Here is a 26,791-nt window from a genome sequence, read left to right on the forward strand (position 1 = left end):
TCCCTCCTACTTTTTAATTAACTAAAACAAAAAAAGAAGTAACCAGTCAGCAAATTGCTAAATGATTACTTCTCTTTTTCTTTATTTCTATTCTGTTTTTAATTACCGAGTCCGTCTACATATCCGTCCCAACTCATAAACTTTTTTTGAATTTCGGCTTCACTCATTCCCGGATAAAGCCTTTGATAATACTCAATCCAGGTTATTTTTCCAGCTTCGGCCTGTCTCTGCCATTCTACTTGCTGCATCTGATCCTGATACCACTGACTACTTTTTGCTTCATTAGCATACCGATTATATTCTGTATCATAATCAACAGGTACTGTTGTTAGATTATTATATAACCCTTCTTTTCTCATAGGATCAACAGTAATCCATTGTCCATTAATCTTTACCAAACAAGCCGCATGCACTGCTGATTGATCATAGGCGATGCTCTCCAATCCCACATATGATGCCAGCCTTTGAAACTCTCCTGAATAATCGCCACAATTTCCAATCTTACCTTCTAACACTTTAAAAGAAACAGATGGAAAATGTTTCCCTGAGGTCTGATCCTCACGTCCGTCTTTGCCATTGTGAAGTCTATCAAAAACCATTTCAAGCCTTGTCAGTTCATCACTATGAATCCAATCAAAACTGTTTACAAATTCCTGTAATAATGGTAATGTACCCTCTGTATAATTTGCTTTAGGAAGCCCCTCACTGTTTAAAGAATTTACTGCCTCTCCTGGATAAATAACAGCTTCTTTTAAAAAGTGTTCAGGATCAGTTATTTCTGGATATACATCACTAAACACTGGCCCTCTCCCAATAGTTACGCTGCCACCATTATTAAAGCTCCATGTCATATTATTTGTATTGCTCCAACTCCCATCACCATCAAGAATACTACCAAATTGTGCTGCATATGCTGGAAACACATTTACTGCTAAAGTTGTCATTGTAATTGCCATGGCCACAATCTGCTTCATTCTTTTCCTCATAATTATATCCCCTTCTATAAATCCATAATGCTTATTTTAAAATCCAGAATTTCTATTTTCTTATTCTCATCAAGTATAAATTGATCATAGGTATAAATACCATCACCTGTATAATACTGTGTGAACAAACCATCTTCACATAAAAAGAGTTTAAATAATCTAAAATCTTTTGGTTGTGGCACACCTTTAAAATATAAAGTGTCTAAGTAAAATGGTCCTCCCGGAATTTCGTGCAACAAGCTAAACTCCAAAACTGCTCCACATTCCCAGCAGTGATTCACGTAACAATTAGAAGATTCATAATAATATCCGAATCGGTTCCTTAGATAATTTTCAAAACGGTTATGGTTTCTTTGCTCCTCATCTGACCCAAACAAAACCTCATCTTCTCTTTGTATAAGACGAATAAATTCATCATGATAATCCCACTTCTTGATTTTACCACTCTTTGTCACTTCTACTTCAAAGTGATTTTGAATAGCAAAAGCAATTACACTTGTATTTTTATTACACTTGGGACATTTATATTTTGTTCTTACTATATACACCCAATCACATATGATATCGTCACACCCATCAAGGTAAGGATACCATCTAAGAAATTTTTGATAATTATTTTTATTTGCGACATACCATTGTTTCCTACCATTATCCCATACTGCCCCTAATTTTTTTGCCTGTTCTCTTTCTTCGTATGGAACCTGTAAATAAAGTGGCATATACTTACCCCTAACTCCCAATGATAATTTTGCTTTCTTAATTTTACCATATATTTCCTTCTAGGGGTATAGCAATTTCACTAAAGTTCTATATCAATGTTGTTGTGCGTTGATTATTTGCTCCTCTCTCTATTTCTAACTTAAACATAAATGAGTTCATTGGCAACAATTTCATCCACCTGGTTGATCATATTATTGAGTGTCTGAAGATAAGTAAAATAGTCTTCTGATTGTAAATGCCGATAAGGTTCTATTCTCTTCTCTAACAATTGCTGATGCATCTCTAGAGCTTCCTCTTGCACATCCAAACAATGCTGATACAATTTCATTGTCAAAGTAAGTTCTGACCACAGTACATTTTTATGATCCTTAATATAATTAAGTCTCATCATTCCCCACTTTGACAGGCTCTGTTCTGATTCTTCCATAACAATATTAGGATAAAAAATCCCACTTTCCGGTTCTTCCACATAAGTAAGTTCATTCTCATCAAAACACCTTAATCCTGAATCCGGATCGGTATAATATTCTCTTTTTTCCTCTGTAAGTACAGTTTGTATCATCTCTTTATCCATCATAATCCTTTCTCTGAGCTGATAATTCAGCTTATTTATTCTTATTAGCGATTCACCTATTTTCACATATATAATCTCTTTTTAATATTTTTGAGCTATTTTTTCCCTGTTCTCCTTTTGCCATTCATAAACGTACTTTCCTGTAATCTTATACTTTATAATATTATAAATCAGTATTACTTCATACAATTTCATATACTCTTCAGATACTAAAAAGTAACGCCCATAATTGGGATCAATAATATATACTTCGGTATGTTCAATCTTTTTTAAGCTATTTCCTATCACTCTATGATTTCCATTAAGCAATATGCCCACTGCATTATGATTATTAATTCGGCCCATAAATATGATCGGATTATTTGCTTTATATGGAGCAACTTCATCATTTATTTTCTGATAATTATTTTCAAAAACTCTTTCTCTGATGTCTTTGTCTGAAATACAACTAATTAATTTTTCGGTCGCTATAATATTCGCAGTACCTTGTTCCCTTATTATTGCATCTGTAATTTGATTAATATTCCATATATATTCAATTTCATTTTCAAAATACAATGTTCTATGCGAAAAAATTTCTATGCTCTTTTTATGATAAATTTCTTCAGCATTTGAATCAAAAATAATAGCTTCTTGCTTTATTGTATGTAATAATGAAAGTGCTCTTTTTATTTCATGCATACTTTTAAAATCCCAGAATTTAATTTGCTCTTTCAAACTCAAAAAATTGCTTTCTATTAATTTAATATTATTAACCATAACATTACCCCATTATATCTTTTAATGGCTTCTGACTTCTTTGTTCATTAACAACGTATACACCAATTTCAATATCCTCTTTGCTTGAACTACCATACTTTCTTGAACCTGTAGTAATTCCTTCTATTGTTTTTTGACCCTCAAGATATTCCACTAGTTATTCAATACTTTATCCATATCTATTTCTCTTCCTTTCCCCTTGGTACTTCTGCAAATCCTAATTTTCTGTATAAACGATCCGCTCAGCTTTTATTTTTTCAAGATACTTACCTGCACATTCCTTACAAACCCCATTCATCAGTTCACCCTGAGACGGAAAATCCACTCTTTCGGTAATTGGAAAATCATTTTTACACATTACACATTTAAATGTATCCACATAAATTCCATGTTCCAAACAATACTTCTTATACCTTCGTAATTCATCATACACATCAATATGCATAACTACATGATTGCCTTCTCCATTAACAGTAAGAAATACTGGCTCCTGATCTTTATTAATTTCTTTCAAATACTTAGAAATATGAGTTTTAAAATTTGCTGCTGAAACTATCGTTGTTCCTTTTTTTAACATTAAAGTTTCCACCTTTCAGAGCTTAAATCTACTATACTAACTATAATATAACACATTTAAGCTCTAAGGTCAATTATAATTTAGGTCTTAATTTTGGTCTTAATTATGCTTTTTCATTATTAGAGGGTGGTCGATCCACCCTCTAATTATTGGAAGTAATCTTAAATTTCTATATTCTCTTGTCAATGTACGAGACTACAAATATCAATATTGAGTTTGAATCACACCATCAATTACCCATGCCCCATCAGTATTTACTATATAGCCATCTGGAGTTGTTGCATTTTTCATAAGTGAACCTTCTGGATTTGCATCACTTTTTATCTCAGTAAAGAAATAGCATTTTCCAGATATCCAATGCCAGCCAGTGAGCATAGCACCCTGTGTATTGTCAGATATTGGATTTAGATAATATACATATCTATCTGTATTTGTGTACCAGCCGGTTACCATATCACCTGTTTCTGAAAATCTAAACCAACTCGCTTTTGGCTGACTTCCTGTAGAATATGGATTACTAATATACGCCCATTCATTCGTATAAGTCCGATTGGTTGCAAATATCCATCTTCCATCTGCCGTCTGTGTCCAGGTTCCTGTTACTGATCCGGCCGGAGCTGCTGGTCCTTGGGTGTTTCCTGTTGTAGTTACTCCCACTGACCGGAAACCACCTCCACTTGAAGAACCTCCGCCGCCACCAGAACCACCGGAGCTACTGGAGTATGTATTATCAACTACCTTCACATTAACTGTTACTGCGCAAACTGCTATTTTCCCATTATCAACAGCTTTTACTTGCACTGGTATTTCAATTGTGCCAGTGTATGGAGATTTTGAAATTGTTTCCTTGATCCACTCTGAATCTAAGTTAGGGGAAACATTTCCGTTAACAACATTAAGTGCTGCATTGCCGGCACTCCAGGTAATAGTTTTGTCATATGGCTTATAAATGCTGCTGTCTGCAAGATTGGGATTCACAGTAGCTTGTAACATCTGAGTATCCTGGCCGATCCAGGTCAATGTTGGGCTTGTCCTTCTTCCAGTCTTTGTCAGTATCAGGTCAAATGTTAGAGAATTTCTATCAAGAGATACACTTTCCGGATGGATAACGGTATTATCTATGGTGACAAAGTTAATGGTTATATCACACTCTGCCATAACGTGACCATGAGTCTGATCTTCACTGACTGCTGTCACCTTCTCGGTATACGTCGTACTACCTGAAAGCTTTGTATATGGATCCGCAGTCCTGGCGGCATTATCTGCGTTAATAACGTTTTGAATCCATACTGGATTCTGCTGTCCAGACGAATCATATCGAATAGCTACTGAGCAATCCTGTGTCCAACCCCCTGATGGTGCAAGAGTGATTATCTTTCCGCTTTCCTTATCCGACCATGTTACATTTCTTAGAAATGGATGATTTGGGTTTAATGTTGCTGTTAAACTCACTGGCGCACTGCAGGTAATTGTTTCTGTCGGGTCCAACCGATCTCCTGAAAGTGTCCTGGTTACGGTATAAGCAATATTACTCTTATTCAGTGCTAAACCTTCTACACGAATTGTTGTTAAATCAATGATCTGAAATGATACTGTTACTTTCGTATTTCCATAAACCGTCAGATTATCTACTGTTGTTTCTGGATTTGTAGCTGCCGTAACAACTGCATTTTTTGTATAAACTGTATTACTGATCGGATTTGCATAACCGGCATTGGTCTGAGCCTGAACTTCTTGGGTAATGATATTCTGAATAAAATTCGACTGCAAATTCGGCATTATCTTAGCATCTGTCAACGTATATCCACTTGCTGAAGTACTTGTAATAAGGTTTGTATCGTCAACGGACCACTGAACAGTTTTATTAACCGTGCTACCATCATTATTATGCTCCGCATGGATGGATACTGGCTGTACTTCAACGCTGGTATCCTGTACTCCATCAATATACCTAGCAATTAATATGCCCGATTGATTTTTTACCTCGGTTGTAATCTTTGGATTCTTCCGATCACCACTCCTGGTCTGTGTAACGGAAATAGTTGTTTCGGCAGGAGTCATGGTCAGCTCCGTTGTTACTTTCTCATACTTAACTTTTAATTCTGTATCGCACTCCGGCATATCAAAGGTATAAGTACCTCCGCTAGCATATGTCATGGGTATAACATCACCATGTTCATCTGTGTAAGTCGGATCAGTATTATATATCATCTGGTAACGGTTCCCACTGCTATTTTTTGCCGCAGTAGATACGCTTACAGATACACCATAAGCCACAGCTGCCGGGTGATCTTTGTCGATCTGGCGGTAGAAGGAATTATTGCTGACTGGCATTGCAGTTAAAGTAGCGACATCGGTATCATATGTTCCATTTGCGTTTAAGGCGTCAATTCTAGGTACGGAAACCAAATAGCCACGAACCGGTTCTCCCTGGAAGCCTGGTGCATAGTGATCTAACCTAAAATTAATTCCATCGTAGTACCCAGAAGCAGTGAACTCTTTATTGAGTTTCTGCGTAATCACATGTTTAATTCCAGCTTCCAATTCCTCATAAAAATAGTTGCTGCCAAGTGTTTCTGTTTTTCCAGCTACCAGGTAGTAGGATTTTTCATTATTACTCCAATATCCAATGTGAGCAGCCCTCGTAAATGAATTGTCCCCATCAATATTACTTCCAAATGAAACCTTCGCTTTCGATGCACTGGTTGTAAATAAATACGCAATGTTATTGTTGGATCCAGTTCCATATGTAAAATTGTTCCCACTCCCACGAGTTCCAACAAATGTACCTTCTCTTGACGCTGTACCATTATTAGTTCTACCTATATCTCCAGCAAACCGGCCCAGTATCAGATTTCCGCTCTCATATTTTCCGACCAGGCCGCCAGCTGCAACTGAACCATTGCCGCCTATAGTTCCTCCAACATAGGAATTATAAATATTGATCTGCTTCATTCTGCCGGCAATCCCACCAACATATCCTTTGCCAGCGATTCTATTGCCATCACCATCATAGGTGTATACGGTATTGTCGATCAGATCCGCTTTACTCGCATTTCCAACAATCCCACCAACAAAACCCGTAGTTCCTTCTGAGTAAATGACAACACCATCTGCTGTACAATTTTCAACAGTCACATTGTTACTTCCTCCGGCAATCTCTCCGGCGATGCCACCAGCATCCTTTGCTGAAAATACATATCCTTTCACAGTGACGTTAAAAACGGTTGTATCTTCTGCTATCGTTCCTGCTAAAATGCCAGCGTTATCATTTCCATATATCTCTTCTGATTCAATGGTCAAATTTTTAATTGATCCACCCACAATTGATCCAAATAACCCGATATTTTGCAAGTTCTGTGTGGAATTTGAAATACGTAATCCGGAGATTGTATTCCCGGCTCCATCAAAATTTCCACTAAAAACATTAGAAACATCACCGTCCATCTCTGATGCATTCTGGTACCATCCTATCGGATTCCAACTGCCAGCGTTTATTTGAATACTTCCAAGATCAATATCATTAGTCAGTTCAAAATAAGTATTCTTAAAGTCTGTTCCGGAAGCCACCAGTTCTGAAAGCCCCATCAGCTCTGATACAGATGTAATCTTATATGGTTCTGATTTCGTTCCTTCCCCTTGCCAGTCCATGTCACCGTTCCAGTCTCCCCATAAATCGCCAGTTGAAGAACTCATTAAGGAAATTCCCATTTGAGGCATGGCTTCATTAACACGCGCCGAATGATTTTCATACCAATCCATATACAGAACATATTCAACTGTATCCGGGGAATCAGTGATTTGTGATACCCATTCCCACAAATCACTGCTTTCAACATTCTTGAAAAACCATTCCGTAAACTCACCGGTTCCAATCTCTGGCATATCGTCAAAAATATCGTCTTTGGCAGGCAAATCTGACACTTTTGCGTTACTGTCCGTTGCTATCTTAACTTGTGATTGGCTGTCTTTGATGATATCCGAACCATCTGAAAAATCATCTTCCTCAGTATACGGATCTTGTGCTTCTGCATTACTATCTGTTGCCTTTTTGATATTTTGATCAAATACTTCCCTAGTTTCAATAATCTCATCATCTCCCTTTGAAGGAGTAGATTCCTCCAAAACCGGTCTGTTGGGCTGCGCCATAACCGGTACTACATTTCCAATTGACATGGTGGCAATTAACCACCATACCACACACTTTTTCAAATCTCTTTTCCTCATTTGCTCTCCTCTTTGCGCTTTTAATTTTGCGGCATGGTGTAAGCAAGCCTTACCCCTGTTGTTCCAGTTACATTGATTTCTTCATCAGAACCACTGCCAGTAGCCAAAACTGACTGTGCCCGGATATTCTCATTGACCAAATCAACAATATATACATAACCAGTCTTATACTGACCACTTGTTCCCATTGGGCTTCTCAGCCAATAACCTTTTGAAAAAGCTCCTGTACTTTCCACATCCCATAAATATTCTTTATATTTCAACGCTTCATCAACGGACAAGATAAATAGTTGATCTGTCATCTTCTGATCTCCGATGTATGATGCCGTTAAATCTGATTCTTGCAGCTGATCACCTGCACCTTCGGCAGTTGCGCCTATATATGCATATGAAACTCCAATGCTTGTATTACCCAAGTTATAAGTATCTGATTCCAATTCATTTAACCACTTACGTACTTTTGAATATTTATAATCATTATTAGATCCAAAACTTGTTACTGGTCCTGGGTAAAACACATAGTCATAGTTTCCATCTGACAATTTCTCATATTTATACTGAGAACCATAGTTGGCCGGAACAATCGTAGTACTCAAAAACAATGCCATCTGATTGTGATTCTCTGCTCCGCCCGAATAATTTTGATCAATGCATTTGAAGAAATAAATCTTTCCGTCCAGCTCCTGAACCTGAATATCACCTAAATTCCAATGTTTACCTATCGGTTCATCGGTTCCGATAATCTCACCACAGACATCACAAATGGTATCATTATCCTCATCAATATGGCCAAGTGCCGGTAAAACGGCTTCCATCTGCTCGCCGCAAATTTTACATTCATACAGCTGATTACCCTCTAAAGAGCAAGTTGCTGGGTTCTCATATACCAATTCCCATTGATGATCATGTTCGCTTTCTGAAGTCAAAGAAAGATTTATACGAACAACTGTGTATTGGTCACCTTCAATTTGGATTGTATCCTCCGCTGTAACAGCATAATCAGCATTACTTCCGTACCACTCAGTAATTGCTAACCCATTTGGAATATAGTTTCTTCCAATCATATAGAAGGTATAATCTTGTTCATCAGAAATACCGTTTGTTATACTGCGGACTCTTACGTCATTCTGAGTCTTATTTGATATGATAAAGCGTGAATCTAGTATCTGTTCTGGCGTTTCCCCAGTAATATCCGCTTCGGCTTCCTTAGCTGCCATAATCCATTCCCTTAACAGCTCCTTTTCTTCTGCATAAGAATCTTCTGGTTCCGGATTAATCCCAGCTTCCTGAAATTCAATGTAAAAATTCTGATCACCTGGTCCGTAAACCTCGGTCTCAAAGGGCGGTGTGTCCAAAGCTTCCCATATCGTGTCATCAATTGTGATTGATGGCATATAATTCACATACAGGCTACCGCCTTCTAAAACAACACCGCTCCTTTGCGGAAAGATTTGTTTGTGATGTGTTTCCGCATCTACAAAATTTACTTCCCACCGGATTTTCTGCGCTTCACTTGGAGAAGCCGACCTAATCCTTTGGTAATACACAATTTCTTCCGCATTGTCATAAGTTAACTGGAATGACGTTGGCTGCTCATCACAAATATTGTAATCATAAAAAGTCCTATGTTCGATTTCAATGATCTTATCTTTTTCTGCTTGTCCCACTTCCTCTCTAAGAATTTCTTTTGATTCAATGTCTCTATACTGTATGGTATAAGAATAAGTGATGATTTCAGGCTGCTCCGGTTCTGGTGTGGGTTTTTCTGGTATTGGTGCTGGTTTTTCCGGTTGTGGCTTCACACTCGGTTTGTAGGAGCCTGATGAAGATCCCCCTCTACCACCTCCACCCGACCCTCCACCAAGGATAATCTTTCTGGTCGTCTTAGTGGATCCTGATTTTGTCTGTACTATTCCATCAATGATCCATGCTCCATCTATATTGACGGTATAACCATCTGGTGTTATTGTATTGGCAAACATCCAGCCATCAGTACCAAATGCATAGCACTCAAATACTCCATCTTTATTTCCATCAATCCATTGCCACATGACCGGATCTCCAACATACCAGGTGTTATTAGCAGCATCTGTTGAATACCTCCAGGAAGATTTTCCGGCCTCTGTTGGAACTGTCTCACTTTTTATCCAGCCTGCATATTTCGTCTGTACTATTCCATTAATGATCCATGCTCCATCTACATTGACGGTATAACCATCTGGTGTTATTGTATTGGCAAACATCCAGCCATCAATACCAAATGCATAGCACTCAAACACTCCATCTTTATTTCCATCAATCCATTGCCACGTGACCGGATTTCCAGCATACCAGGCACTATTAGCAGCATCTGTTGAATACCACCAGGAAGTTTTTCCGACCTCTGCTGGAACTGTCTCACTTTTTATCCAAGCTGCATATGCTGGACACACCGGTAATAAAGACAGCAATGCTGTTATCATTGCAACTGTAAATAAATTTTGATACGTTCTCATTCCTTCCCTCCACTTTTTCATCTTAAAACCCTTATAAAAAAGAACTAACAGCAATTTCAAATGCCATTGGTTCTTTTCTATACTCTATTAAAATAAGAAATCTCTATCACTATCTATCAAATCCTCCTCTCTGAACTATGGCATATTGATTTTTCAATGTACAACGAGATTCTTTTATAATTTATATATTTGCTCCAGCTCATTCTTATTTTCCTTTTTAATCCACATTAAGAAGAGAAGCAAAATAGGTATTATCACTTTCATGAACCGAATTAGCATAATAGTCATGGCTTCATAATCGTTGTATCCCTCATTGATGATTAGCCGATTAAACTCGTCTTTTAACGGCTTTATTCTCTTTTTCATCATTAGTTTTCCACTCTCTTTCTCTTACCAAATATGAAAAATCCTTTCTTCTTAGATTTCTCCGGTAAATATTCTTCGAGCAGTTCTGACATACCAGGAAAATCTTTTTCACTAAATGGATCCGATGAATAACCGAGAAATTTCAGATCCTTATGAAACAACTTTTTTAACACCTTTCTATCTGATTCTTTTTCAACAAAATTCAGATAGAAATTAATATGTTGTCTGGCCTCATCATCATAACGATTCCAAAACTCTGCCAAAAAAGTGATTTCCCATGGTTGCGTATTGCCAATTACAATTTTTACATGACAACGATTGTACGCATTAATATCACAATCTTGAAAACTTCCAAAATCTAGAATAATAAAATTGTATACTTGATCCTTCAATATCTTTTTCAATAAGGAATTATCTGCATCTGGGTAGTAGTCGATATTTCTACTGGAAAAATATGAATCTATCATACTTAGCTTTTCTGCTTGACGTATCTGCTGTAATGCACCATTTTCATTCATTTCTACATAAGCGACACTATATCCCCACCGTTTTAACTGGTTTGCAATTACGATAGAATTATGTGTGCACCCTACTCTTGGCTGTGAACCAATCACACCAATCATTACCTTATTGACTTCTTTTACTTCTCTTTTTTCTTCCAGAGTCCGTTTTTTTACATCTTTATACTCAGATGCTTCTTTGTAGCTCATCCCCTGATCCGTCAAGCATTCTTCGAGTTTTTGTTTAATAACAACAAAGTCACTAGATACTGCAAAGTTCCTAACACCTACAGCAAATAATTCACTCAGAATTTTATCACCGGCTTGATTTATCGGAGATATGATAATAATTCTCACATGTTCATGAGTGATTAAAAAACCCTGTATTGTCTCTCCAATTGTTTCCTCGCTGTCAGAGAGTGCAGAAAGGTCAATAATCATATAGTCAACATCATTCTTGCTTAGTAAAAAGCCCTTGTTTTTCATGTAATTAGATAATGAAATATTGTTTCCAATTTGATTATTGCAATCTAGCGTTAGTAATTCAGCTTCTTTTATGGAGTGGTCCACGGTTTGTCTCATTGCCTTGCTAGATATGTACAGAACCATCATTTGCATTTCCATCACCTCCTCCGCCTTTGTCATTTAGTAGTTCTTTTAATATCACCACCTCTGCAAAGTTTTTAAGTGACATAGTCGTATAACGTTTTGCCTTAGAAAGCATTTCATAAACAACATTTTCAACCTCAAAAGTTAGTCGTTCGCAATCATTTAAGCGCTTCTTACCATCTGCTAAAAACATGGAACGATTAAAGTTGATATAGATTCCAATAAAATTTCCATTTGAGTCAAAATAATGATGCAACCCATTCTGTAAAGCCGTTCTTACGCTGTTAATCATAATGGTTCTATCACCACTCAGTAACTCTATAGGAATATCAACCACGACAGTTTTTTTCCTTGCCATATACTACCCCTTATCTAAATTGCATATATTTTTAACCACTGTGACAGCTTGCAAAAAGTGTAATTACTGAAACAATCATGCAAACTGCTATCTTTAATATTTTTATTTCTCTATTATTCATGTTTGCTCCTCCCCTTTTCACTGATTATTACAACTAGCACTAAGGCCAGGAAAAGTGCAACAATAACTAACACCCACAATCCAATTGTTTTTATACTTGTGGAAGTTTGATCTTGACTTTCCTCCATGCTTTTTTTCTCAGTTGCTGACGGAGTTTGTACCAGACTTTTCTCCGTTTGATCCATGTTTTCCTCTGATTCCGGATAAACATGCATTGGAAGATTCTCGTTTTCCATAGTTGGAGATTTTTGATCAGAAACTCCATTTTTTGATAGGAAATTATGATTCTGTTCCCAAACTTCCTGTTCAGTAAATGCCTCTTCTGCCTCAGCAAGCATTGATTCCTGTATTTCATACAGTTCATCAATATCATCTGCGCTATATATTTTCTCCTCCTGGCTCATATCTGATCCCTGTTCAGACTTGTTATCTGTAAGATTCGAATGTTCCTCTGGATCCTCTCTTGCCCCTTCAATTGTAAAGACTATCTCATACAAAGAATTATTGTTTTTGTATGTAAGTTCAATAGTCTGTGAATCTGGAAGAATGGTATATTCCTCATTCATGTCATAGCGAACCCTTGCTCTGAAGGTGTATACACCATTTACAAATATCTTTTTATATTCATAGTGATTGCTTTTATTCAAATCGATGCTCATATAAAATTGACCGTCCTTTTCACAATAGACCTCAATTTTTTCATTTAGATAGGCAATTACTGCCGGATCAAGCTTTACTGCTATGTTATAACTTGGTTCCATGTCCGCCTTACTTTCCATTGCTAATTGAAAAACAGCCAGCACACATAAAACTAAAGCAAGTAAATGTTTTCTTTTTTTACCGCGATCATTCATAAAATTAATCTCCTGGTACTGAAAAATGCATATAATCTTTAGAACTGGTCCAATTTCCGCCCCACTTCCACCCAATACTCTTCATTGTTGTTACTGCAATTCCACTCTCATGCATACTCAATTCGTGTGAGCCATACGGCGTTCCTACTTTGACTATCCCACCAATAACCTGAGGATTTCCATAGTTATAATTTATATCAATCGCCAGACCATACGAATGAGAAGAACGGCTACCTGATGAAGAATTTGTTTTATTTTTCCAGACATAACCATCTATTTGCTTTATCTCATAGCCACCAGCTGATATGGTAGTCAGTGCGCCTAATAAGTCAGCAGACACCGCCTTGTGTACTCTTACCTTTTTAGCAATTCCAGCACTATTTACAAATGAGATGGTTGTTAAATATGATCCCATTTGAGATTCTGATGTTGGTAAATTACCATTTGGAAAAAAAGCAGCCTTGATTTGAGCATAAGTTCCGTTATATATAGGACTTCCACCAGATGCAAATAGATTATAAGCATCCTGTGCAGCTCCCTGTCTCCGATCCCATTGTGCATACTTATAGTTCGGCGATTCCCAATGCCACAAAAAATCATCAACCGCATCTGATAATTGAGAGTATGAGTAAGTTCCAAATTCATTGAGAGAGCTTGCTTTTGACTGATGTTTCAATCCTCCGCTGTTATACAATGTCACATTGCCTTTATACCAGACATTCTCAATTAACAGGTATTCGCACTGTGCTTCTACATTTGACAAATTATAGCCTTTTGCATCCAGCCACTTCAGGAACTTGGTTCTTCGTCCATACGACCATTGAACCATTCCGATGCCTGTTCCTCCAGTTTCTTGCTGAACCACTTTCATGCCGCATTCTGCTTCAATATTTCCGATCAGAGCGGCACAGGCATAATCTGACCAGCCTTTACTTTTAAAATAATCCCAAATCTGTTTTGCTACAGAAGAATCACTTATATTTCCAGAAGGTATACCATCATACCCCATTCCACCAGATTCACGAATCAATTCTGTAATACGCTCAATAGATGTTATAAAAAAATCAACGTCACCCTCATCTTTGAATGTACCATCTGATAACAAAGCCTCTGATAACTCATCATCTGTCTTATATGTAAGAGATACAGTATAATAATCTTGGTTATGACAGGTCACAACATATGGAAGATTAGCAATTTTATTTTCATAGAAATCTATTACCGACTGCTTAGATATCTTATCCTTGGCATCAGAAAGCTGTACTTCTTCTGTAAAACAAAAATATGCAATTGCAGTAACTATCGGAGGGGATGGGGTAATAACCTCAACTGTTGGATATACCGTTTCTGTTGAACTTGAATAAGAATCTGTATCTGCATCATATTCTTCTACCTCTATTTCATATTTGTACTCTTCCCTGGCATCTTGAGCAATTTTTGACATCGTCTGGATTGTCTGTTCTATGTATGCATCTCTGGACTGTTCAATCGCCTTATAATATTTTGTCTGAGTTATTACAAAGGTATCATCAAGCAATGCATCTATATCCTCATTATCATCCCCAGTGACAAAACCTGAAATTGGTAAAAATGCTGCACCTATCAATAAAACAAGCGCTATTACAGTTATAACAATCCATTTTAAAAGCTTGCGGCCATCTTCCGTAGTTAATAACTGTTTTGCTATTTGCAGTGCAATTTTTATATGCATTATCTTCCTCCGGCAGAACCAAAAATAGCAAGCATTTCATCAGATACATCAACAGTAAGATTAATCCTCATATTACCCACCATAAATACCCCCTGTCCTCTGGTCTTTGAGGATAAAATATTTACTTCCTTATCTGATAAATTAAATAGCTCTTGTGTTTCCTTTAAGTTCTTTCCATCAGTTCCCATTATCAATTTATAACAAGCACTATCAATAATTGCCTGCCCATATCGTTTAACTGCGGGATCTAATATATCAACAATTGAATGGGTAATAAACATAAGACCACCTTCGTATTTTCGTGCTCTTTTTGAGATATTTCTAAGATATTTCATCATATCCGGATAATCCGGATCTACAAATAAATATCCCTCATCAATTCCAAACAAGACCCGCTGTGTCCTGTCAGCAGACATTTGCTGCCAACCCCATGAAGTCAAATTACAAAATTGTGCTCGTTTTACATTGTCATCCAAATCAAGCAGCTTAGAAACATCTAAATCAATAAAATCACTTTTAGCATCTAATGTTGTGTGACCATTCCAAATAAACTGATCCGCACCATATGCTGCACTGTATAGCTTCAATACCAATTTGTCTCTAATTGCTTTTATGTAAACATTGTCTTCTTCCTCCGCTTTTTCTTTTGCATAATCATATAAATCTCTCATTATAGGAAATTTGTCATTTGGAATTTTTGTCACATCTGTATCCCATGTAATACCAAAACTTTTATACAAATCTATAAGTGTTTGCTCTAATATTGTCTTCAACTCTGCGTTATAATCTAGGTTTCCAAAATATAACGAAAAAAACAATCTCAACTGCTGAATATATAAAGCTAACTGTGATTCTTCATGTTCATTTTCTACGTCATACGTAAAAAAATCCCCCAAATATTCCCCTTCATCCAGATCCTCTTCCTTAATACTACAGACAGCTCTAACTTGTAATGGATTAATTCGTCCGTTAACGCCAGTAGCACAATCAATAACATCACCATTGATATAATCGCTATGTGCTAAATCTACATATTCACGTTCAGGATCAAAAATAATTACTTTAGTCCCTGTCCAGTTCTCTTTCGCAAATATTACCTTTAACACAGTTGATTTTCCGACACCAGGGATACCTGTAACCACCCAGTTAGAATTCGTCCGATCTTTATTACGTATCCATTGGTTAATAATCACCAATAACAAATCTTTTGTTTTGCCTAAATAATAGCCCTCTTCATCGTACAGGCCAGTAGATGCATTGGGATAACCTCCCAATAAAGTGGTAATTGGCATTGGCCGTTCTCCCATGTTACTTACCATTTGGTAATTGGGTAAACCATAAGGAGCAATAGCCGAAAAAGCCAAAAACTGTTTATATACTAATGGGCGTATACTACACTCCAGACCAGATAAAATAGATTGAATCCTTCTTGTCCGACTTGCTAACTCCACAGGGTTTTCAGCCGAAACATAAAGCATAATATTTACAAACCCAACCGGTTCCCCTTTCACTGTAATCCTATGTATCAAATTCATTAAATTTTCAATAGAATACTCATATGCTTGACGTTCAGATTCCTTCTTAGCGGCATCCAGATTTTCTCTCAATTCTGATATCTTTTTATTCAAAGCCTTTGTTAACACAGTAGGTGACGTATGTCGATATTCAATCTTAGTAATTGTACTCTCCAAATTTGCTATGGGAGCCAACCAACCATAATCAGCATCAGAGGGGAACTTTGATACACACATGACTCTCCCGTAGTTCTCTGATATATTCAGGTGGCTTCGATCAAAATCTATTGCTGAGGGTGTAATAATATTAAGAAGAGTAGTATTTACCTCAATATCTTTACAAATAATTTGATTTGCTGATTTTTTTTCCATACTTCCCCCTATACCCTAATCTGCGTAATTGTCTCATAAAAATTAGTTGATCCTATTCCCATATATGGAGCTTGCTGTGGATTGCCAAATAGATTACACATTTTGATAATTTCATTTTCTTTAAGAATTTCACATAAATTTCCAGCAGCTGCGTATCGTTCTTTGAATTCATTGATTCTGATTGTCAACTCTTTCTGCGTATCTTTTATGTTAGGTCCGATCTTTTTCCATATCTTTATGTAATGCTGATGCTCAAAATTTTCCCCGTTAGTAGATAAATAAGCAACTTCACGTAACATGTAATTTAATCCTTTACGTTTGCCCAGGTTTTCTGTCTCCTGATGTTTTAATTTTAAATACTCTTTTGTTGGATCTAAATTCACCTGGGAAGGTAGCGTAAAGTAATCAAAATCGTTCTTGTCACCTTCAAATGACATCGCCTGCCTTTGAGTAACAGTTTCTAATTCCTCTTCACTCAAGAGGTCAATATTAATATTGCCAGTGTTTAGAAAACAAATCAGGAAACCATTTTTTGTATATAAAAAAATATCTTTAATGTCTTTAACATTTACTAGATCGTTAGCTGTTTTTTGCTGTATAGTTAATTGTGCATCTTTTTTTTTTCCTTAATCATTTAATACCTCCTCATCTGCATATTCAAAATTAGAATCATAACTGTACGAGTAACTTTTTTGACTTCGATTGTACTGTCTGACAATTTGGAGTTTTCTAATCATACTTTCATTATTGTTATCCCTTCTTACGATTACAAAAACCGTGGTTACAATAAAGACACCAGTAGCGATACCCACAAGTGAGTTAATTAAAAACGCTAAAATTATACCTATTAATAGAGATATCCCTGTAGCAAATAATATTATGGCAAGCTCCAGTTTTCCTAATCCGGTAACATAATCCTCAGAATCAAGTGTCTTAATTGGTATGTATAATGGTTTTTTTTTCTCCATGCTTATCCCTTCTCAGCTCAGTTTCTGTATGCCTCAGCTATTAAGCTAATTATCTGTGGAATGCTACCACACAAAATTGCTGCATAAAGAATATTCTTAATTTTTTTAATTAAATCATTTATTGGTTGTTCGTTGGACATGTGGTTTATTCCAACAATTAAACAGCGTAATATAGATCCAGCAACAACCAAGCCAGTAATAATATTCATCAGCAATCTAATGTAATCAGTATAGGAACTGGCAGATGCTCCCATTTCTAAAGTAATCATTTTTCTCCTTATACTTATTATTATTAAGCTTGTTATTTAAAAAGTTTGTTAAAAACTCCATGCATTGCACTTGTACCAACAGTACCAACTGCTCGTTTGCTGCCATCTCCAAGTCCGGTAGAATAAGCAAATTTTTCCAACCATTTTGGTGACCTAAGTGTTGCAATTAACCAGCCTAAACAACGGAATGCCTCCATTGATATAGCTGAATCAGGAGATACGCCTTCAATCATTGACACCATTGCCCGACATAGCATATAAAAACAAATCAGCTGCAGGATGTAATATAACCCAGTCACGCATATGCTGGTTATGATTCCATTAAATCGTTCATGAGTTGTATAACATAGCTCTGAACAAAATGTAGGTAAGATAACATACATCAACATGAGTTCAATTGCTCTAATCGTAGCAATTATATAAAATGCAATTATTCCTATGACTAATATGAAAATAACCACATTCCAGATGAATCCCATTCCTGTAATATTTGCCATCAGAGCCTGTACTGAACTGGACAAAGATATGGTCCAATCCTCATTTTCTCCTAATTCAGTTATGGCCATATCAGCTACTGCTGATGTAAAATTCATAAACGTTCCAAAGAACCAACCTGAACAACAAGAAAATGCTACCGCTTTTGCTCCTCTTACCAAAATATCCAAAGGGTCCGAGTCTGGATCCCCCTCTGTTTCTGCAACATAAGTATTAAAGTAGCTACTTATGCAAAACAACATAATTAGAAAAATGGAAAGCCCTACAAAAGCGTTATGTATTCTCATTACAGCCGACTGTTCCACAAACGATTTAACCAATGACTGAAATACTTCATTAAATGTTAGTAATACTGACTCCAGCAATGCTGTTGTTATATTACCTATAAATTTAGCAATTGCTTTTAATAAGAAATCCATAAGTATCCTACTTAACTAATTATGTAGCGACATACATTTTCAGCAACATAGTATGTCCTAATTGCTGCTGCTGAATCTCCATCTGTTAAACCATATGCACCAAGTATCAAGGTGACTAGTCCACTAAGAGATGCTATTAAGACACCTATAGCTATTGTCTGTATTAACGCCTTCTTTTTTTGTGGCTTCTCTTGATCTTCGGCCGTCTGCCAAGCTAATCCGGCTTTAAGAGCTAAAAGAATAGTCAAGATAACAACTATAGCTGTCAAAGCTATTGTCGCCCCTAAAATCACTGCTCTTGTACCGGTATATAAATTCGTGCTTTTAAAATCAACTTCTGATGCAAATACCGTAAGCACAAAATACATATTAATAACCAGTATTAAAATTATTGTTTGAAAAATCCTATATATTGCTTTTTTTTCTATGGAATACATAACTTCTTCAACCTCCTATATTTGATTCCTTCATCTGTCTTGCAGCTTCTTCTTCAAGCATTTCTTTATATTGATTCCATATTCCCCAGAGCGGAACTTGCCTTAACTTTCTTTCTGGCCGTTCTTCTTCTATCTGTAATATCAACTGATTATTATGTTCTTCATCACCTAGACCAAGCATTTCATTAAAATGGTATTTGGATAAATCAGGCATCTTTGTTACTATGGGGCGTTCCGAGGTTACCATGATAAGAGCATCCGGTGGCTTAAATTTAGATATTTCCTCTTCCATAAGTAATTTTCTTCCTGCTAAATTACTGGAATTCGATATATTAGCATCCATTGTTTTTATACTGGTACTTGCCGACGTGGAAGCACTTGTAACCTCCACAGTATAATTACCTAAAGTTTTTGATATCTCCTCTAAAGTTTTGGGATTATCTGACTTGAGGAAAATCTTTAAACCACACTGAGTTTTAATTGTCTCCACATCATCTTTATATTTAGTTGCAAGTTGCTGGTAATCCTGAATTACCAAATTAGCTATAATTCCCCTTGACCTTCCAACAGACAATAGATTAGCCAGCACCGGAATAGTTGGGAAGTTTCCAATTTCATCCAAATCATAATCTGTAGGAATTGGTAATCGTCCACCGTTCTTCCTAGCAGTCTCGACTTGAGCTATATAAAGTTGGTTTATTAGAGTTGAGGCTACTGGATAATAAGTTTTCTTTTCATCAGGTATAATCATGTAGATAATGATTTTTTCCTTTCCAACATCATATAAACTAAAATCGCTAGATGCCGTCATCTCTGCCAAACCGGGATTCGTAAACAGTTTTAGTGTTCCCATGGCAGATGTATAAAAAGATGCTCTTGTACGCTCCGCAGCTACCTGTGATTGCATGAAAATAGTTTTCGCTGGATGTGTATCTGGTAAAGTATTTAAATACGCTGACAATGGAGTCTTATGAGTTACTGGATGTTCCTGAGCCATATAAGCGATAAAATTATACACATTATATAAATTCCAATACTCTTCTGGAGCTTCCATACAGATTGCCATGATACACGCAGCAATTGTTGCAGTTTCCCCGTTGTACCATAGCGGTTCACCTTTCTGCTCTCCTGCAAAAACACCAACAATGTCCCAGGTGTAATCCTGTGCCTTTCCTGTCCAAGAATAATCCTTTTTTATATCCTCTATTTCCTGAGCAAGACTAACTACCTGCTCCAAATCACCTGCTTTATCAGCTGCTCGAATTTTTTCTTCTATCTCTGAAATCTCTTTCTGCTGTTTTCTCCGCCCTTCTTGAATCGCATCAATGATCGGTTGCAAAAAGTTGAAGTGCGAGGATTTTGTTGGATTGCATAAATCAATTGCAATCACCTTATACCCTCTTTTTTCTGCATAGCCTTTTGTATAGTAATAGATCTCTCCTTTTACATCTGAAATCAATATACAGTTGCCGGCCATCATCTGCAGGCAAATTGTCTGTAACAATGCACGCCTAGTTTTTCCACCTCCGGTAAGTGCAATAATAATAGAATGTGCAAATGTTCTAAGATATCGAATTACATCTGTATTTCCTTTACGCTCCATAGAAACAACAACTCCTGGACGCTCTTTTAATTCTTGGAATGGATCTGTACCATCAAATTGAATTGTCTTTAGAATTTCATCTTCTTCCTTTTTGCTAGCAAACCACGCATTACCATGCTGTCCATTACCAACAGGTATAGGAATCTTAATATTATCTGTTACTGTATATTCTCTAATATTGCTTATCTCTGAACGTGGCTTAAGTAGCAGAGTAAACATAATTGCACCAAACATAACTTCAAATATCCCCCACCAAAGGAACATTCTAAACTCCCGTTTTAAAATCAAAAGTTTCCAGGCATTTATGTAGTTGAGATCAAATCTTAACTCTGGCAAACGGCCATTTGCCATCTGGCTGAACTGTGTCGCAAATTGATGGGCTAAATATGCAAAAAACACTGTCACAAAAATATGACTTACGAAAATAATCGTAACTTTAATTTTTCGCTCCTGTTTTTCTTTATTAAGTTTTTCTTTGTCAAGTGTTGCCATATCTATTCCTCATCATCAAGACCAGGAACATATGATGGCATAGTGAAATCTTCCCCAAATGGCTGATTTGTTGATCCTACATGGACAAAACCATCATTTGCAGTTTCATCAGAGGTCTCCTGCTCTGAGATTACTTTTGAATCACAAAACTGAACCTCTTGCAAACGTAAAGCCAGTTGATAATGTTTTATTCCATCTTTTTCATAGTGTAGATTTCTCCACATTCCGGTAATACCAATCCGATTTCCCTTTTTTAAATAGTCCCGCATAAACTCAGCCTTAGGGCCATATCCAATCACCGGTATCCAGGTCGTATACTGCTTCCGTTCTCCAGTTTCTTTATCTCTGTAATACTGATTTTCAGCAACAGAAACACAGGCAAATGGAACTTTACCATTATCAAAAAACCTGAAATCATTACCTACTCTTCCAATAAGCATAGTTTGCTGCATATCTTTCCTCCTTTTGTTGACTTTTTTTATTCTTGGTAACATTCCTAATCTGAATAAGTACAAGGTTGCAAATCTGGAAATATGTGGTATTATACTCTATGTCCCAAAATGCTTATTTTGTCACATTGCTGTTTGAACTAAACTAAAAAAGGTGGTGAATATCCAATGGGATCATCATTTAGTACCTCAAACATAAAATATTTATCAACGGCAGAGTACAATGAATTAATAGATGTAATTAAAAGAGTTGATACGTCATCAAAATTTCACTCACGTAATCTTGCTATTTTTTTGATTGCTGAATACTGTGGCTTACGTGCCAGCGAGGTTGGGTTAATTGAAATTACAGATTTCAATGTGAAAGATCGGAGTGTTTTCTGTCGAAGGTTAAAAGGAAGTGTGAGTAATGTTCTGAAGATTGTTGATGAGCGGGTATTTTATGAATTAGAGAAATATTATCAGGAAAGAATTAGAACTCCCTTCACCAGTAATTATTTATTCCCATCCAAAAGTGGCCGACCAATAAATCGCAAAACTTTAGATATTCTGATGAAATTTTATTGTAGTTTCACAACAATAAGTCGGGATAAATGGCATTTCCATGCACTCAAGCATACTCGTGCCATGGAACTTATTGCCATTCCTAATATTGACGTGCGAGACGTTCAATGGTGGCTTGGTCACAAATATATCAGTAACACAATGATATACCTCAATTATTCTATCGAGGCCCAAAAAGGGCTTTACGATAAAATATCAAACAGCAAAATATAATATAGGCATTGCAATTTCTTTCTATCTACACGATTATGAGGGATGCGAAAACAAAAAAAAGCAAAACCAGCTGCTGCTTACCTGAGTTACATGTTCGCCTATTAGACGATGATCACAAACAAATAATAGCCATGGCGGACGAACAAGGAATCAGTAAAGCAGAGATGGCTCGAAGAATGTTACATGATGCAATAGTTTCTGACGCTGCAGAACGTGGTCTTGATATAATTACTACAGCACTCAGAAGAACACTTCGTTCAGAATATGACGGGAAATTTAAAGAATTAAAAGATCTGGAACATAAAGCATTAAGCACGGCGGCAACTGCTCAATTCCTACTACTCAAATCCATGCAGTACACCATGAGTGGACTTAAGGAAAGCGAGTTCAGGGAGCTATATGAATCAGCTCGTAGAGATGCTTTTAATTATGTATATCGAAATGGCAAATCTCCTGATATTGATTTAGATTTTATGGAGTCAGACGAGGATTCTCAGATAAGCGACGACATTGACTATGCCTCCATATTGAGCAAGGGGTACAAACCCAATGCATAAACCATTAATTTCGAAGATTAGGTGCCTCACTCCTAATAAAAAATCCACTGCAATAAGGAATTATAATCATTTGTACTATATTGCCACCCGTGAAGGTGTTGATCTGCAGCCGCTTGAAAAAGAATTGAATTCATTTGAAAAAAATATGAAAAGTGCTGCTGAGAATGAAGCCTACATAAAATATATTAATGAACGTCCACGAAGTAATGGGCTTTTCGGTAATATTAATACAAATGATGTAAATGGAATATGTAATTACATGAAAAAAATATCGAATAAACGATGTATATTCAGAGGTATTATCTCTCTGAGCCAGGAGGATGCCGAGGACCTTAACTTTACCAATAAAGAAAGCTGGGCTAAATTTATACATGAAAACTTACCTGATATTGGGGAAACATTTGGTATCTCTAACGCCAACTTAGCTTGGGTTGCAGCCTTCCATAACGAACAGCGTCACCCACATGTACATTTTATGTTATGGAGTGAAGCAAAAGAGCAACATATAAAACCGTTTATTTCCATACCTCAACAACATAAATGTCGTGAACTCCTTTCAAAACAGATGTTTAAACAAGAACGTGAGCAATATGCGCGTCTGAAAACAGATTTTCGAGATCTTCTTACAAAATCAACCAAAAAAGATATTAAACAAGAAATTGACTCACTTAAACAAGAGGTATTGGGGATTCCTGAGTTTCGTACGTTATCCAGAATTAATAAGCAACTACTTTCCGATTCCACAAAAAAAATATTGGAATTAGTAGAAGCAGTTCCCTCAGAAGGTAGCTTGAAATACAAGTACATGCCACCAGAAGTAAAAGAAAAAATAAATTCCCTTGTCAGCACTATACTAAGTAAGTACGAAATACAAGATGAGTATAAAAAATTCTTTAATTATACTGAACAAATGGCCTTAACTTATTCTCCCACCGAAAAACAACGACAAGTTACGCTCGATAAGGCAAGGAAAGATATTGATACACGATTGGGAAATATTGTATTAAATTCAGTCAAGGAACTACGCACAAATAAAGATTTGTATTTTTCAGTAATCAATCAAAAATCAGAAATTGAGATAATTGATCCCGTGGATAGCATTGATGAATTTGACTCATCTGGGCAAGAGTTTGATTTAACGGCCTTACCTAAAATTGATTATTCAGAGCATTCTTTATCCAATGATGCTGTCTTTATTAATTGGAACCGAGAATTTAAAGCTGCCTTAGCTGAACTTTACGCAGATTCACCTGATTTCGACAAGGCAATATCGTTATTAGATGGGGAACATCGTAAAGGGAATATACTGGCTACATATGAAATTGGAAAGATCTATGAACGCAATTTAGCAGGTTCTGATCCAGAGCTGGCTGCTACTTACTACCAGGAAGCCCTCTCCGGTTTTTATACCATCTATAATTCGAACCAAAAGCAGAGTAATTATGCCGCATACCGACTTGGAAAAATGTATCAATACGGCCAGGGTACAGATGAAAATATTGAATCAGCTAAATCTTGGTACGAAAAAGCTGATAATAATGTTTACGCTCAATACGCTCTTGCAAAAATATTAATGTCTGAGGCTAAGGCAAATGATGATTTCAGCAACAAAGCTCATATAGTCAATTTATTAAAAAGCTCTTCGGAAAAAAATAACTACGCTGCATTTGAATTAGGACGTATTTATCATGAGGGATTGTTTGACACACTAAATGATGATATATCCAAAAAATATTATAAGCAAGCGTTTGATGGTTTTTCTGAGATGCTAATCAAATCAGAAAAGAATGATGATTTATTATATCGTCTGGGTAAAATGCATCAATTAGGTTTGGGGACAGAGGTTGACATTGAACAGGCAACCTTATTATTTGAAAAAGCTGCTGCTTTAAAAAATACTAATGCATTATACTCATTATCAAAAATTTATATACAATCCAATGATGAGCATTTGTTAAAGAAGGCAATAGAAATCCTGGAGAAATTATATAAGCTTACTCCAGAGAATCATTTGGTATCATATGCTTTAGGATCTGCTTATTCTGATCCAAAGGCAAAAAGCTATGATATCTTTAAGGCCATCAAGTTCTTAGAACACGCTGCTGAACTGGGAAATGATTTTGCTATGCTTAAGTTAGGAAATATTTATTGTAGACCCGCTGAAAAATATCCAGAACTGCCAGTTAATATCCCACTTGCTATTTCCTACCTTGAGAAATCAGCCGATTTGGGTAATAGCCTGGCAATGTATTCCCTGGGAAAGATTTTCTCAGCTACAGATTTAGGTCATTACGATATACGTAAAGCTATCGAACACTTGGAGCGAGCAGCCAGCCTGGGAAATGATTTTGCTATGCTTAAACTAGGTAACATGTATAGTGATTCTAAAGATAAATATCCGAAATTGCTGGCCAATATCCCGCTTGCTATCTCCTACCTTGAAAAATCGGCCAATATGGGAAATCACCAGGCAATGTATTCTTTTGGAAAACTCTTATCAGCTCCTGATACAAGTCACTACGATATCCATAAAGCTATAGACTTCCTGGAACAATCTGCTTACTTAGGTAATGATTTTGCAATGCTCAAATTAGGAAACATATATCTTTGGGGTAAAGGGGTTTCGCAAAACAAGGAAAAAGGGATATACTGGCTTGATAAATCAGCTGCAGCTGGAAATGAATTTGCTGAACGATCAAAACAGGCCTATGAGACTTTTGAAGAAGAAAAAGCTACTCAGCAAGTATTTTCATTGTTCGGAAACCTGTTAAGATCTTTATGCTACTCAAACAACAAAGCCCGGAATGGCTCACTTTATACAGATAAAGGTATCAAGGGTAACAAAAAAGCACTTAGAGAGAATGCTCGGAGAAATCCTCACAAGCATTCCCAGACTTATGAACCAGAAGTCTAATTGCTTCCCCTTCATTCATATTAAAAATCGGTTTTTGGGGTATACTTGATATTGCCAATGACATATGATATAATGTCTATAGGCAAAAGTGAAATTATTTCCAATTTTACACAAAGCGAAAAACCCAGAGGCGGCTATCCTCTGGGTTTTTCATTTAGGCTAGTTGTCACAGTCATCTCCATCTAGCCATTTGCAAATGAGGTGGCAAACCACACCTGCTATGATGGAAACACAAAGTGAAATTACTATTTCCAATTTTACACCCCCTTTCTGTTGCCAGAATGGGTGCGACAACGAGTGGATTATATCACACTTACTAACATCATACAATAAAGGATTTCTTTGGTAGAAATTGCAGCGATTTATTTAATCGCTGTTTTTTTATACCTTTTTCTTCGATAATCCCACGATAGAGTACGTAATTAAAAGGTTTTTAGAAAAAAGCATCCCACTTTTTAGTAAATAAATGCGAAAAATACTTAAATGGGACTATGGTTTGGGATTGTTTTATAATCTCTTAAAAGCTTTTAAATACTGGCTTTGCCAGTATGTTGTTGGGCAAACCGTCCCACAAGGTGGCGGTTTCTATTCCTGCCTCAAAATGCTATGCGGCTTTATCGCATGGTTAGCATTTTAGTGAAGGGAGCGACAATCGAGCGACTGGAACGG

General features: G+C 36.5%; 22 protein-coding genes. 3 read left to right on the forward strand and 19 right to left on the reverse strand.

Features of this window, described 5'->3' with window-relative positions; all coding sequences use genetic code 11:
- Nucleotides 1-98: 98 nt before the first annotated feature.
- From CRO04_RS22460 to CRO04_RS22555, 19 genes are all read right to left on the reverse strand, one after another.
- Nucleotides 99-974 carry a transglutaminase domain-containing protein gene (locus CRO04_RS22460; RefSeq protein ID WP_141401022.1) on the reverse strand — a complete coding sequence of 292 codons (876 nt, stop codon included), beginning with the start codon at nt 972-974 and terminating at the stop codon, nt 99-101.
- A gap of 26 nt (nt 975-1,000) precedes the next feature.
- Nucleotides 1,001-1,705, reverse strand: coding sequence for a DUF5710 domain-containing protein (locus tag CRO04_RS22465; protein WP_097006486.1), 705 nt, complete (start codon nt 1,703-1,705; stop codon nt 1,001-1,003).
- Between the two features lie 140 nt (nt 1,706-1,845).
- Nucleotides 1,846-2,283, reverse strand: a complete 438-nt coding sequence (locus tag CRO04_RS22470) for a TnpV protein (protein WP_141401023.1) — start codon at nt 2,281-2,283, stop codon at nt 1,846-1,848.
- 78 nt (nt 2,284-2,361) lie between these two features.
- The gene (locus CRO04_RS22475) at nt 2,362-3,039 is read right to left on the reverse strand and encodes a hypothetical protein (protein ID WP_097006488.1); all 678 of its coding nucleotides are present in this window, start codon (nt 3,037-3,039) and stop codon (nt 2,362-2,364) included.
- Nucleotides 3,040-3,256: 217 nt separating this feature from the next.
- On the reverse strand, nt 3,257-3,616 hold the full coding sequence (locus tag CRO04_RS22480; RefSeq protein ID WP_097006489.1) for a type II toxin-antitoxin system Phd/YefM family antitoxin: 360 nt from the start codon (nt 3,614-3,616) through the stop codon (nt 3,257-3,259).
- 204 nt (nt 3,617-3,820) lie between these two features.
- Nucleotides 3,821-7,843 carry a peptidase A26 gene (locus CRO04_RS22485; protein ID WP_097006490.1) on the reverse strand — a complete coding sequence of 1,341 codons (4,023 nt, stop codon included), beginning with the start codon at nt 7,841-7,843 and terminating at the stop codon, nt 3,821-3,823.
- Nucleotides 7,844-7,863: 20 nt separating this feature from the next.
- Nucleotides 7,864-10,338, reverse strand: coding sequence for a hypothetical protein (locus CRO04_RS22490; RefSeq protein WP_097006491.1), 2,475 nt, complete (start codon nt 10,336-10,338; stop codon nt 7,864-7,866).
- 368 nt (nt 10,339-10,706) lie between these two features.
- Nucleotides 10,707-11,822: a hypothetical protein gene (locus CRO04_RS22500; protein WP_097006493.1), complete on the reverse strand. Its 1,116-nt coding sequence runs from the start codon at nt 11,820-11,822 to the stop codon at nt 10,707-10,709.
- Nucleotides 11,794-12,171, reverse strand: coding sequence for a hypothetical protein (locus CRO04_RS22505; RefSeq protein ID WP_097006494.1), 378 nt, complete (start codon nt 12,169-12,171; stop codon nt 11,794-11,796). Before CRO04_RS22505 ends, CRO04_RS22500 begins: the two co-directional genes overlap by 29 nt.
- Before the next feature lie 113 nt (nt 12,172-12,284).
- A complete protein-coding gene (locus tag CRO04_RS22510; protein WP_097006495.1) occupies nt 12,285-13,145 on the reverse strand; it encodes a hypothetical protein in 861 nt (286 codons plus the stop codon).
- Between the two features lie 4 nt (nt 13,146-13,149).
- Complete coding sequence (locus tag CRO04_RS22515) at nt 13,150-14,856, reverse strand: phage tail tip lysozyme (protein WP_097006496.1); 1,707 nt, start codon at nt 14,854-14,856, stop codon at nt 13,150-13,152.
- Entirely contained in the window at nt 14,856-16,742 is a 1,887-nt protein-coding gene (locus tag CRO04_RS22520; RefSeq protein ID WP_097006497.1) for a VirB4 family type IV secretion system protein, read from the reverse strand. Before CRO04_RS22520 ends, CRO04_RS22515 begins: the two co-directional genes overlap by 1 nt.
- An 8-nt stretch (nt 16,743-16,750) precedes the next feature.
- Entirely contained in the window at nt 16,751-17,179 is a 429-nt protein-coding gene (locus CRO04_RS22525) for a hypothetical protein (RefSeq protein WP_097006498.1), read from the reverse strand.
- A gap of 189 nt (nt 17,180-17,368) precedes the next feature.
- Nucleotides 17,369-17,710 (reverse strand): hypothetical protein, encoded by a 342-nt coding sequence (locus tag CRO04_RS22530; protein ID WP_097006499.1) that lies wholly within the window; start codon nt 17,708-17,710, stop codon nt 17,369-17,371.
- Between the two features lie 17 nt (nt 17,711-17,727).
- On the reverse strand, nt 17,728-17,979 hold the full coding sequence (locus CRO04_RS22535) for a hypothetical protein (protein ID WP_097006500.1): 252 nt from the start codon (nt 17,977-17,979) through the stop codon (nt 17,728-17,730).
- A gap of 32 nt (nt 17,980-18,011) precedes the next feature.
- Nucleotides 18,012-18,893 carry a conjugal transfer protein TrbL family protein gene (locus CRO04_RS22540; RefSeq protein WP_097006501.1) on the reverse strand — a complete coding sequence of 294 codons (882 nt, stop codon included), beginning with the start codon at nt 18,891-18,893 and terminating at the stop codon, nt 18,012-18,014.
- Nucleotides 18,894-18,904: 11 nt separating this feature from the next.
- Nucleotides 18,905-19,330, reverse strand: coding sequence for a hypothetical protein (locus CRO04_RS22545; RefSeq protein ID WP_097006502.1), 426 nt, complete (start codon nt 19,328-19,330; stop codon nt 18,905-18,907).
- A gap of 7 nt (nt 19,331-19,337) precedes the next feature.
- Nucleotides 19,338-21,425 (reverse strand): type IV secretory system conjugative DNA transfer family protein, encoded by a 2,088-nt coding sequence (locus CRO04_RS22550; protein WP_097006503.1) that lies wholly within the window; start codon nt 21,423-21,425, stop codon nt 19,338-19,340.
- A 2-nt stretch (nt 21,426-21,427) separates the two neighbouring features.
- Nucleotides 21,428-21,877 carry a single-stranded DNA-binding protein gene (locus CRO04_RS22555; protein ID WP_166432655.1) on the reverse strand — a complete coding sequence of 150 codons (450 nt, stop codon included), beginning with the start codon at nt 21,875-21,877 and terminating at the stop codon, nt 21,428-21,430.
- 165 nt (nt 21,878-22,042) lie between these two features.
- Here CRO04_RS22555 and CRO04_RS22560 point away from each other — a divergent pair, with 165 nt between their 5' ends.
- The 3 genes from CRO04_RS22560 (at nt 22,043) to mobP3 (ending at nt 26,122) form a co-directional block, all read left to right on the forward strand.
- Entirely contained in the window at nt 22,043-22,651 is a 609-nt protein-coding gene (locus CRO04_RS22560; protein WP_097006505.1) for a tyrosine-type recombinase/integrase, read from the forward strand.
- A gap of 176 nt (nt 22,652-22,827) precedes the next feature.
- A complete protein-coding gene (locus CRO04_RS22565; protein WP_166432656.1) occupies nt 22,828-23,208 on the forward strand; it encodes a hypothetical protein in 381 nt (126 codons plus the stop codon).
- Complete coding sequence (gene mobP3, locus CRO04_RS22570; protein WP_097006507.1) at nt 23,201-26,122, forward strand: MobP3 family relaxase; 2,922 nt, start codon at nt 23,201-23,203, stop codon at nt 26,120-26,122. The genes CRO04_RS22565 and mobP3 overlap by 8 nt, the downstream gene beginning before the upstream one ends.
- Nucleotides 26,123-26,791 lie beyond the last annotated feature (669 nt).

Origin of the sequence: Lacrimispora amygdalina (assembly GCF_900205965.1) — a bacterium.
Taxonomy (GTDB): Bacteria; Bacillota; Clostridia; order Lachnospirales; family Lachnospiraceae; genus Lacrimispora; species Lacrimispora amygdalina_A.